General features: G+C 40.5%; 10 protein-coding genes. 5 read left to right on the top strand and 5 right to left on the bottom strand.

Annotated elements, in window-relative coordinates:
* From AB4153_RS20995 to AB4153_RS20980, 4 genes are all read right to left on the bottom strand, one after another.
* Nucleotides 1-251, bottom strand: a 251-nt coding sequence (locus tag AB4153_RS20995) for a tyrosine-type recombinase/integrase (protein ID WP_371998564.1), incomplete at its 3' end; no start/stop codon positions are given.
* A complete protein-coding gene (locus tag AB4153_RS20990) occupies nt 212-721 on the bottom strand; it encodes a tyrosine-type recombinase/integrase (RefSeq protein WP_371998563.1) in 510 nt (169 codons plus the stop codon). The genes AB4153_RS20995 and AB4153_RS20990, both read right to left, overlap by 40 nt.
* A gap of 362 nt (nt 722-1,083) precedes the next feature.
* A complete protein-coding gene (locus AB4153_RS20985; protein WP_371998562.1) occupies nt 1,084-2,874 on the bottom strand; it encodes an acyl-CoA dehydrogenase C-terminal domain-containing protein in 1,791 nt (596 codons plus the stop codon).
* Between the two features lie 245 nt (nt 2,875-3,119).
* Nucleotides 3,120-4,025, bottom strand: coding sequence for an alpha/beta fold hydrolase (locus AB4153_RS20980; protein WP_371998561.1), 906 nt, complete (start codon nt 4,023-4,025; stop codon nt 3,120-3,122).
* Between the two features lie 277 nt (nt 4,026-4,302).
* Between AB4153_RS20980 and AB4153_RS20975 the strand changes: the two genes are divergently transcribed.
* Complete coding sequence (locus AB4153_RS20975) at nt 4,303-4,941, top strand: TlpA family protein disulfide reductase (protein WP_371998560.1); 639 nt, start codon at nt 4,303-4,305, stop codon at nt 4,939-4,941.
* 166 nt (nt 4,942-5,107) lie between these two features.
* Here the strand turns inward: AB4153_RS20975 and AB4153_RS20970 are convergent, their stop codons facing one another.
* Nucleotides 5,108-6,454 (bottom strand): coproporphyrinogen III oxidase family protein, encoded by a 1,347-nt coding sequence (locus AB4153_RS20970; protein WP_371998559.1) that lies wholly within the window; start codon nt 6,452-6,454, stop codon nt 5,108-5,110.
* 468 nt (nt 6,455-6,922) lie between these two features.
* On the opposite strand from AB4153_RS20970, the gene AB4153_RS20965 reads away from it, so the two are divergent.
* The 4 genes from AB4153_RS20965 (at nt 6,923) to AB4153_RS20950 (ending at nt 10,005) form a co-directional block, all read left to right on the top strand.
* Entirely contained in the window at nt 6,923-7,414 is a 492-nt protein-coding gene (locus tag AB4153_RS20965) for a DUF1097 domain-containing protein (protein WP_371998558.1), read from the top strand.
* Nucleotides 7,415-7,837: 423 nt separating this feature from the next.
* Nucleotides 7,838-8,287, top strand: coding sequence for a hypothetical protein (locus AB4153_RS20960; RefSeq protein ID WP_102528820.1), 450 nt, complete (start codon nt 7,838-7,840; stop codon nt 8,285-8,287).
* A gap of 406 nt (nt 8,288-8,693) precedes the next feature.
* Nucleotides 8,694-9,095 (top strand): hypothetical protein, encoded by a 402-nt coding sequence (locus AB4153_RS20955; protein ID WP_371998557.1) that lies wholly within the window; start codon nt 8,694-8,696, stop codon nt 9,093-9,095.
* 565 nt (nt 9,096-9,660) lie between these two features.
* The gene (locus tag AB4153_RS20950) at nt 9,661-10,005 is read left to right on the top strand and encodes an FKBP-type peptidyl-prolyl cis-trans isomerase (protein WP_102477004.1); all 345 of its coding nucleotides are present in this window, start codon (nt 9,661-9,663) and stop codon (nt 10,003-10,005) included.
* Nucleotides 10,006-10,362 lie beyond the last annotated feature (357 nt).

Below are 10,362 nucleotides of genomic sequence, written 5' to 3'. Positions count from 1 at the left end.
AAATGAGTGGCGTAGCTGTGGCGCAGGTTATGTGGGCTGATGGATTTATGGATATTGCACTCACGGATAACCCGTTTTAAAGCTTTCTGAATGCCGCCTTTATCTATCAATGAATCAGGCTGGCTATCTTTACCTGGAAAAATCAGTCGAGGATGGCGATGAGTTTGCCAGTAATATCGCAGTGCTAATAAGGTACGTTGTGGTAGCGGAACTAACCTGTCCTTACCGCCTTTAGCGTTACGAATGTGCACCGCATCATCTGTGAATCGATATCGCCAACCTGCAGTGAAATGGCCTCACCGAGGCGCAATCCCATACTGTATAAGGCGAGAAAGCACACTTGATATCGCAGCTTATGGGTAAGGCTAATGACGATAGACACTTCTGCGGGCGTAAGAATGTCGGGCAGTCTATGGACTTGCGGCGGCTTAACAATATTAAGCCACTCCCACTGTTGATTAAGCACGTGCCGGTAGAAAAACTGTAAGCCATTACGGTCGAGTTTCACGGTGCTCCATGAATGTGAATCAATTAAACTGACAAAGTAGCGCTTCAAATCATCCGTTGAAAGGTTATCAGGGCAAGCATCGAAATATGCACTAATACGCCTAACGGCGCGGCTGTAGGCATCGATGGTCGCAGGCCGCTTGCCTTGCAGGGTTAAGTTGGTAAGATGTTGTTCATAAAGAAAATCAAAGCGTTGTTGCTCGTGAGTGTTCATCGTAATACTACTAGATAACTGCCAGAGTAGGCAGGGTCTAGTAAGTATTTAGGATGGGAGAATAAAGGTGAGCTTTTATCTTTTCTGCCGCAGAGCGGCTTCGTTCAACAAAGCATTTAAGAGTGATTCTCAAGGATTGGGCGGTTTTGATCCACTCCATTTAGTCCACTATTCTTAGCCTGTTATATAGGCGTTACAAACTCGTTTCTTCCAAAAATGAGTTAAAAATGATTAAACTTTATTATAAGCAAGTGACTTTCATTCCTAGATAAATTATTAATCATCGTTATGATCTTAAAACAGCGCCTATTGGCGCTGTTTTTGTTTTTGGTGGCAGAGTTAATGCGGTTTAAGAGCACCGCTTAAAAGTCATTGTCATCAAAGGCTGCAATGTTTGCGCTGCTCATTTCCACTTGCTTACGTAAGCTACGTGTCTGACAACCCCAATAGTTCATGTAAAAGCTGGCAGTGTTCAACTTAGCTTGATAAAAAGCCTGTTCATCAATTCCAGCTTCAATGGCTGCAAGAGAGGTGGCTGCAATACGTGCCCACATCCAAGCGAGAGCCGAGATACCAAATAATTGCATATAAGGCATCGAAGCTGCACCAATCATGTCTGGATTGGTGGCGGCTGATTTTGCAATAAAGCCAGTGGCTTTTTCTAAATCTGCAGCAGCATCCATTAGCCCTGCAATGTACGGCTTCATTGCGTCATTAGCGCTGTGCTCACCAATAAACTGTTTCACCATGTCTGACCAAAGGCTTAATGTCGCCCCTTTATCAGATAACAATTTACGACCCACTAAATCTAACGCTTGAACACCGTTAGTGCCTTCATAAAGCATGGCAATACGAATATCGCGGACAAATTGCTCCATGCCCCATTCATTGATGTAGCCATGACCGCCATAAATTTGCTGCGCATCAACACAGGCTTTAAAGCCTTGGTCGGTGACAAAACCTTTAACGATAGGCGTAAACAATGCCGCAAGCGCAGACGCTTGTTTAGCTTTGACAGGATCGGAGTGGCGCTCAGCGGTATCTAACCACAATGCTTGCTGGCCCATTAGTGCTCGGGTTGCTTCATTGAATGACTTTTGCGACAACAACATGCGGCGAACATCACCATGAACCAGGATAGGATCCGCTGCTTGGTCGGCATGTTTTATCCCAGATAATGCGCGGCCTTGGACTCGGTCCTTGGCGTACACCAATGCATTTTGGTAGGCAATATCTGAAACACCTAACCCTTGAATACCCACACCGAGTCTGGCTTGGTTCATCATAGTAAACATGGCTTTTAGGCCTTGATGAGGCGCACCGACTAATTCACCTACAGCGCCATCAAATAACATCACGCAGGTTGAGTTACCATGAATGCCCATTTTATGCTCAAGTGCGGTGGCACTTAAGCTGTTTTCTTTGCCTAAAGAACCGTCATCGTTGACCATAAATTTAGGCACTGCGAATAATGAGATACCTTTGACGCCTTCAGGAGCATCAGGTAATTTTGCTAACACTAAGTGAATGATGTTTTCAGCAAGATCGTGATCCCCTGATGAGATAAATATTTTCTCGCCGCTAATCGCAAACGTGTCATCGCCAAGGGGCTTAGCTTTAGTGCGCAGTAAGGCTAGATCTGTCCCTGCATGAGACTCAGTTAAGTTCATGGTGCCAGTCCATTCACCACTGACGAGTTTTTCTAAATACTTTTGTTTAAGTTTATCGCTGCCATGAACATGAATCGCTGAATAAGCACCATGGGTTAATCCCGGGTACATGGCAAAGGCCATGTTAGTGGCGGTTTTCATTTCGGTGGCAAAGGTGCCAATCACTTCGGGTAAGCCTTGACCGCCGTATTCAGGGTCACAGGTAAGGGTTGCCCAACCATCATCAATGTATTGCTGATATGCGGCTTTAAACCCCTTTGGTGTTATCACTTTTCCGTCTTCAAGCTTACATCCTTCAAGATCACCAGAGGCATTAAGCGGCAACATGATATCGGTGGTGAAGTCAGCCACGCCTTGTAAAATGGCATCGGTAAGTTCAGGGTCGACTTCATCAAAACCTTTAAGGTCAGTTTGCTGATAAATATTGAGTAACTCAGATAAGATGAATTGATAGTCGCGAAGGGGAGCTTGATAAATCGGCATAATACGGTCCTTTGTTGTTTGCTATCTGTCAAACTGCCGATACTAGCGAAGCAAGGTTAACAGACTCCATAACTGTTTATCGTGTCGGTTCAGCTGTGCAAATACATGGGCAGACAGCTGAACCTTTTGCTTATTATTTACTGTGCAATTTCGCTTATTTGTTAGGCGATAAACTACCTTAACCAATTTCGAGTAAAAACTCAGCTTTATTTTTAAGCGATGTTTTAGCTAGGTAAATGTAGGCTTTAAGTCATTATTTTATGGCTTTTCCAGAACGAGAATGCATGTTCAAGAACTTGCTCTGGCGCTTCAACTTGTGGGTAATGTCCCACGCCGTTAAGGCTGATGGTATCTGCATCGGTTATCAGCTCTTGGTAGCGTTTAAGCATGTCATGCCCTGAAATAGGATCTTCTAAACCATTAATAAAACGCATGGGGTGTTTATATTGTTGCAATGCACCGACCCAGCGATCACGATGTTCAACCCGTTCTTTCATGTATTGGATCAGCTTGTGAAAGATACGGTCTCCTTGGTTATGTTGGATCAGTTGCCAATATTTTCTCAGTTCAATATCGTCAATGTTAATACAACAGATATTGTCGAAATTACGTTTGAAAGCGTCATAACCCATGCCTTTAGCCACAATAAAACCTATGGGGCTTAGTAACAGTTTTTGGATGAGAATTGGATGAATCACTTCGGGGAAAATGCCGCCATTAAGTAATAAACAACTTAATATTTCAAAGCAAGGCGGCGTTTGCTTTTGCTTAGCATCATTGTTTCTTGCCAATAATTCTTGAGTGACGGTATTACCGTAATCATGGGATAAAATATGAACTTGATTAATATCTAATGACGTAAGTACATCTTCGATTAAATTAGCTTGAGCAGCAAAAGAATAGGGGAAGTCTGTCGGCTTATCGGAATAACCAAAACCAATCATATCTAAGGTAATCAGATAAAAGTGTGGGCTTAAGCTATCCCAAATTGGTTGCCAATCATAACTGCAAGTGGGGAATCCGTGGATCAGTAATAATGCTGGTTTGGACTTATCGCCCTCGTGCCTGACAAAAATGTTATTTTCAAAGTGGGGTTTAAAGGCATGTTTATGAAAACGGCCTTGATTTAACCAATGGGTTAATTTTTGCATAGATATTCCCCAATAATCCATTTTGTTTTTTTGTTTTATACCAAACTAACGTGATTAATCCTGTTTGTAAAACGTTCTTAACGTCGAATTCTTATTTTCAAACATGCATAAACACTAATCTAAATCAGTCACTTAACAAGCCGCTGAAAAACTGGCGAGCTGTGTTCTCGTTTAGCAGTAAGCTGCCCTGAATAAAAAAGGTGTTTTAGTCGGTCTTAATATTCAAGTGCGAATGCTTATCGCTGATTGTCGACTTTATTAATAGGATTGAATGCTTATGAAACCTATCAACGGACTGACCTTAAACGGACAGAGTTTAAATGGACTTAATTTAAACAGACTTATTTTAAACAGACCTATTTTAAACAGACTGATTTTAAATAGACGGTATCGTGAAATTGCAGCGGTGGTAATGACCTTTACTTTACTGAGCTTGTTAATGTTGCTTTTTTCAACTGCTGCGCGGGCAGATGAGACATTAGCTGATGAACATCATTTTCCTCAAGCTGAAGCATTTATACTCAATGATGCCCAAGGCAATGAATGGTCATTGGCTGAGCAAGCGGGTAAACCGGTTGTGATTCATTTTTGGGCCACTTGGTGCCCTTATTGTAAAAAGCTTCAACCAGGGCTTGAACGATTAAGGTTAGCGAATAGTGAATCTGATCTTGAAATGGTGGCGATTAGCTTCAATGAAGATAAAGGTGCAATGCCAGCGAAGGTGTTAAAGGAGCGAGGCATCGACATGACAACCTTGATAAATGGTGACAAGGTTGCAAAACGTTATGGTGTAACAGGTACTCCAACGACTGTGTTTATTAATCGACAAGGACAAGTGGTTTGGGTGACGCGAATATCAGATCCAGACTCACCTAAATTAGTTCAGGCAATTGATTTTCTATTATCTGAGCAATAACGGCATAAACATGACCACCAGGTTGATAGGGATATAAAACAGCAACTAGCAATATAAAAACACTCTGCCTTATAAAAAAATCCGCTTTATAAAAAGCGGGTTATGTTTTCTGTATTGGTTTAACTGAATAAGCAGTTAAACCAAGCTTGAGCTTATTTGTGACGACTTATCCAGTAAAGATAGGAGACTCATCAGATTTGTTTTCTGCAGATTCATCAACAGCCATGGTTAAAGGCAAGTCTCGTGCTTGTTCACGTAAGTAATCCATACCAGCCAAAAAGCCTGAGAACATTTTCAGTGCAATAAATTGACCTCCAACCGTGGTCTGGTAATTATTGCCTTTCTTAGTCAAAGCCCCAGCGGAAATCAGATAACTCATTTCCAGTGGAAAAGCTTGCCAAAGTGTTTTGCCTGTATGGGCTTTAAACTGCTTATTGTCCAGTGTGCCGTGACCCATCATCATCATTAAGTGATGTTGTAATAGGGCTTTGGCTTCTAATGGTTTGGTATAACAGGTACCTGTTTGCCCTGATTCGATTCGGCTAATATAGTCAGGAATATCAAAACTTGAAATTCTAAACTGTTCACCAAAACGACCAAAAGCACCTGAGCCAACGCCAAAGCAATCTTCGCCATCTAAAACGTATTTATTCTCTACTGGCTGACCAAAGTTACGGCTGAATGTCCACGGGAACTCCATGATATAACGTTCAGCCATTGCTTCTTTTACCGCTAAGAATTGTGGCCATAATTCTTCAGGACTACCTGCTAAACAACCTGCTTTCTTGCGATTTTGGCCTATGCCAACGGTTAAAGGGTAAGTGGTGATTTGATCTGGGCTTAAGCGAATAGTTTGAGCTAAATCACTGGCAACAGTCTCTGGCGTTTGCATCTTAAAGCCATACATCATGTCCAAGTTAACTGTGGGGATCACTTCAATGGCACGGCTAACGTATTCAGCTTGTTGCAAACCACTGCCGAATTTTTCAAATCGGCCACTGGCTTTTAGAATTTTATCATCAAAGCTTTGCACCCCAATCGACATGCGGTCAACCAAGCCTTTGAGTAAATGTGGATTACCTTCTTTAAAGTAGATTGGGTCACTTTCACAGGACACTTCTCGTACCGTGGTAATAGACTTAATCATCTCGATGGTTTTAATCAACTCATCTTCTAATATGGTTGTCGTCCCGCCACCAATGTATACCCGATTAAAGCGATAACCTTGGGCTATCACCATGCGAATTTCTTGTCTTAACGCCTTAAAATAAGCCTTGGCGACACCTTCATTAAATTTAATTTTGTGAAATGAACAAAAACGGCAAAGGGTATGGCAAAAAGGAATATGAATATAAAGTGTTTCGATGGGCTTTTCTGGCACAGTCAGCTTAGTCACATCAGTTAATGCGACGGCATCTTTTAAACTGAGCGATTGCTTAATCGTCATCCCCATTACCCAGTCTAAAGAGCTGGTAGCAAGGTTCAGCCTAGAAGTAGATAAGTATTTTTTCATGAGCAAGCCTTAGTCTTTTGGTTTCACCAACTGTGCAAGCTTTTCATTTGAAAAGGGCGATTGGTTTGTAATCATTTATTAGATGGATATCAGCGTAAATGACTCAATAAGTCCAAACTGTTGTGTAAAGCATGAAAATACAAATCTATACCTTTTTTATGTAGTTGATTTACCAAAATTTGATGCCTATCACTTGTTCCGTTTTAAATTCAATACTTATACGACAAAAAAATGATTGAAGCAGATTTCTAATGATTACAAAAAGTGGTTCCTACAGTCGTCACAAACTATATCTTAAATTAGTAATATTGAATGTTTACGTGTTTTTTATCGAAAATTTGTTGATTCATTCATCAAAACTGGGCTTGGGTCGCTTTTTTTTAGTGCCTGAATAGCGTAAATTAACCTCTATTGTGTTATTTTGTAAACACTCAGTTTCTCAATAAAGACTATTTCAAGAGGTTAGCTATGGAACATCGTTGGCAAATCGCGATTTCAGCAGGTTTATTAGCAGCATTGTGGGCAGGCGTTGCCGACGTTTTCCAATTAGTGACTTGGATAGGTTTTTTAAGTTGCAGCACTTTTTTTGCTCAAACAGAAACCGGTATTAAAGGCATGTTTATGGCCATGAGTACTAATTTATCGGGCGTGTTTTGGGGATGGTTAATCATTTCAGGCAGTAGTTTCTTTATATCTCCGATAATAGGTTATGCCTTTACGGGTATTGCTACAGCAGCAATGTGTTTACAGGCAAGTTATAAAAAGCTCGCTTTTATCCCTGGTGCTTTTATAGGTTGTTGCATTACTTTTGCAATGAGTGCAGATCTTGCCGCGATTTTACCGCCATTATTCATCGGTGCTGTACTGGGTTATAGCATGAGCTTACTGACTGTTCAGTTGATTAGTATTACACCCAAAATACAAAGTCTATTTGCAGGCAATACTGCCAAAGAGCTTTAACCTTGTTATCCAATATTGTGACTTTAAATTGAGATTATCGTTAGGAAAACGCTTTTATCAACAGGCTAGTTATTGCCGATAAATAGCGTACAACCAAAGTGCTACATTTAAGCCTGTTAACATAACGTTTAGCAGGCTTTTTTTAGGGGCTTATAATGGAGTTAGTTGATCATTTCTATACCAGCGTTTGTTGCTGATCATTCAGTGTCATTCTTAAGTATCCTTTTTTTATCTATATTCATCATAAGCTTGTATTACTTTTGAATGACATCACTTTATTTTGTCAGTATAAATTTTAATCTAATAAACTGAAAAGACTGACGTTTGCATTTAATCATGCGTTTATAGCCCATTTGGCTATACTTTCTATGCACATTTGGTCGCTATATCGTGACCAAAATGATTGCAATAGGAGTGAACGACATGAACAAGACCTTAATATTATTGTTATGCGTTTTAGTAAGTGGTTCTGCATTTTCAAAGGATAGATTAGAAGTATTTGAAGATTATGATCTTGGCACCGAAATAATGATGATGACGACGGTGCGTGTTGATCCGAATATGGGTGATATTTACCTAGCGGGTTTACGCAGTAGTTGGGTTAAAGCTGTAAAGCTACAAAAGGAGCTTGGTTATATTAAAGATTGGAAGATATACGGCAGTGATTTACCGACGAGCGGTGATTTTAATATGTTGCTGGTGGTCAGTTTTGCTAATGCTGCTGATATCGAACCGAATAAAACCAAGTACCAAGAGTTTATGAAAAAATGGAGTGAGTCAGACGAGAAAAAGTCTAACGAAATTTCAGCCAAATACCCTGAAGTTAGAACCTTAACCGGTGAATATAGAATGCGAGAAATTATCTTAAAGTAAGATAATCGGAACTTGTTCATAGAGTGAGATGTATTTGAATCGGTTCCGTACTCGTTACCTTCTTGAGTAGGGGGCGCTTACAGATTTAACCCTAGCTATTTTCTCTTTCTTTGTTATCTCTTTTTTACAATCTCAGTCAATCTAGCAACTGCTCATCTTAGCGCGCTATTATTTTTCACCAACAGCTTCTTCATCTTCATCTTCATCTTCATCAACAACCTGTCACCACGCTTCTCATTTCAGGGTTTCACTCTTTAGTTTGATGCTATTGCGCTATCAAATGGTTATCAGAAATGAAGCTTTATTATAAATAAATGTTCATAAAAGAAAGGACAGGGATTTCTAATTTACACCGATATGCAATCTCGCTAGGATGTCGCCTTTTACGCATCTAGCAAGGATATTCATGAAGTCTGCGACACTGTTTACCTCAATCATCATTTTAATCACTATAATGATTTCTGCTCAAGCCAAAGCGGCTCCAGAAGTGGGACTTATGGTCGGTAGTGACTCAGGTATTAATATCAAAATGGATAATTATAAGTTTGGTGTAGGCTTAGATGACTTATCATTTACCTTAGATAAAACATTCAATTTTCAAGACCACCCCCATTTTTACTGGGGCATTGGCGGTAAGATTGCTGACTCTAAAAGCAATGATATTCAATTAGGTGCTAGAGCGGTGTTTGGTGCTCACGCTAAAGTGGAGCGTTTTACCTTTTTTGCTGAAGCACAACCGACCTTGTATATACTTGATGATGTTAAAGTGAAATTAGAAGCCATTGCTGGGGTGAGATATCACTTCTAGGTTTTCAATCTGCCGATTGAATGGCTAAGTTGAGATTTGTTGCCATCGTTTTGGTTAAAGTTGTAATCAAAGCTTTAGCTAGTGAGTTAGTGAAGTAGGGAATACCAAGGTATTCCCTTTTTTGTGGCTGATTTTTGATGGTTTGATGGTTTGTTTGATGGTTTGTTTGATGGTTTGTTTGTTTGATTGGATGTAACTTGATAGCTGGTGATTGGTGATTGGTGATTGGTGATTGAGAGTTAGTGGCAGGATTACAAGCTGTCGGTTGCTAAAGTCAACGTCGTGGGTTATCCACCCACACCCGACGAAGAGGGGAAACAACAGCAATCCGCCTCTTACTTTTCTAAGAACCATTTTTCTTGATCCCACTTATTTAACAATGGCGGTCATTACCCCAGCGACAATGAAGATAGGCTAAAAACGTTTGGCAGTATCTAAGCATGTTTACAACAGCATTTAGCGATGAAAAACGCTGCAAAATACTGACTATGAGTTATTTTTAGCATCTGAATTGAGTCAATTTGCTGTTATCATAGCGACATTATTTTATAGAAAAGGCATTCGTATGACCTCCCTTGCAGAACTTAATATTACCGACATCACGGTTGGTGAAGGCAAAGCCGCAGAAAAAGGTGCATTAATCACCTGTAAATATACCGGTAAATTAGCCGATGGCAGCGTATTTGATAGCTCAGAAGCATTTCAAGTGGTGATCACCGCTAAACGGGTTATCCAAGGTTGGTATCAAGGTATTATTGGGGACAACCCAATGAAGGTCGGCGGAACACGTAAACTGTCAGTCCCTGCTCACCTTGGTTATGGCGAGCGCAAAATTGGCGATAAAATCCCGCCTAATTCTGATCTATTCTTTGAAATTGAATTATTAGAAGTGCTAACCCGTGATGATTAATATTAGTACTTTATAACTGCTGAGATTAATCATCAGCATTGTAGTGAATGATGAATGGCAACAGTAATGTTGCCATTGTTGTTTATGGCTAACCTATCAGCAGGGCTAACTGGTTTTTTAATTAAGTTTACTCTGATTTGATTACAACCTGACGGTTGCTAAAGTCGTGGCGTTTCGCCACATTAAATCAACGTCGTGGGTTATCCACCCACACCCGACCAAGAGGGGAAACAACAGCAATCCCCCTCTTGGATCACCCATGCCGCTCCGGCGAAGTTGTCACCTTCGGTCTTATTCGAAAATAGCTGACGCTTTCGATAGGCCATCCATGTCCAAACGAAAGCTAGCCAGACATAT

It is taken from the genome of Shewanella sp. 10N.286.52.E4 (assembly GCF_041468785.1).
In the GTDB taxonomy this organism is placed as follows: Bacteria; Pseudomonadota; Gammaproteobacteria; order Enterobacterales; family Shewanellaceae; genus Shewanella; species Shewanella electrodiphila.
This window is presented reverse-complemented; position numbering and strand designations above follow the sequence as displayed.

Excerpts from the sequence above, each read along its gene's own strand:
- AB4153_RS20990 (WP_371998563.1), bottom strand. The coding sequence starts at position 721 with ATGAACACTCACGAGCAACAACGCTTTGATTTTCTTTATGAACAACAT.
- AB4153_RS20985 (WP_371998562.1), bottom strand. The coding sequence starts at position 2,874 with ATGCCGATTTATCAAGCTCCCCTTCGCGACTATCAATTCATCTTATCT.
- AB4153_RS20980 (WP_371998561.1), bottom strand. The coding sequence starts at position 4,025 with ATGCAAAAATTAACCCATTGGTTAAATCAAGGCCGTTTTCATAAACAT.
- AB4153_RS20975 (WP_371998560.1), top strand. The coding sequence starts at position 4,303 with ATGAAACCTATCAACGGACTGACCTTAAACGGACAGAGTTTAAATGGA.
- AB4153_RS20970 (WP_371998559.1), bottom strand. The coding sequence starts at position 6,454 with ATGAAAAAATACTTATCTACTTCTAGGCTGAACCTTGCTACCAGCTCT.
- AB4153_RS20965 (WP_371998558.1), top strand. The coding sequence starts at position 6,923 with ATGGAACATCGTTGGCAAATCGCGATTTCAGCAGGTTTATTAGCAGCA.
- AB4153_RS20960 (WP_102528820.1), top strand. The coding sequence starts at position 7,838 with ATGAACAAGACCTTAATATTATTGTTATGCGTTTTAGTAAGTGGTTCT.
- AB4153_RS20955 (WP_371998557.1), top strand. The coding sequence starts at position 8,694 with ATGAAGTCTGCGACACTGTTTACCTCAATCATCATTTTAATCACTATA.
- AB4153_RS20950 (WP_102477004.1), top strand. The coding sequence starts at position 9,661 with ATGACCTCCCTTGCAGAACTTAATATTACCGACATCACGGTTGGTGAA.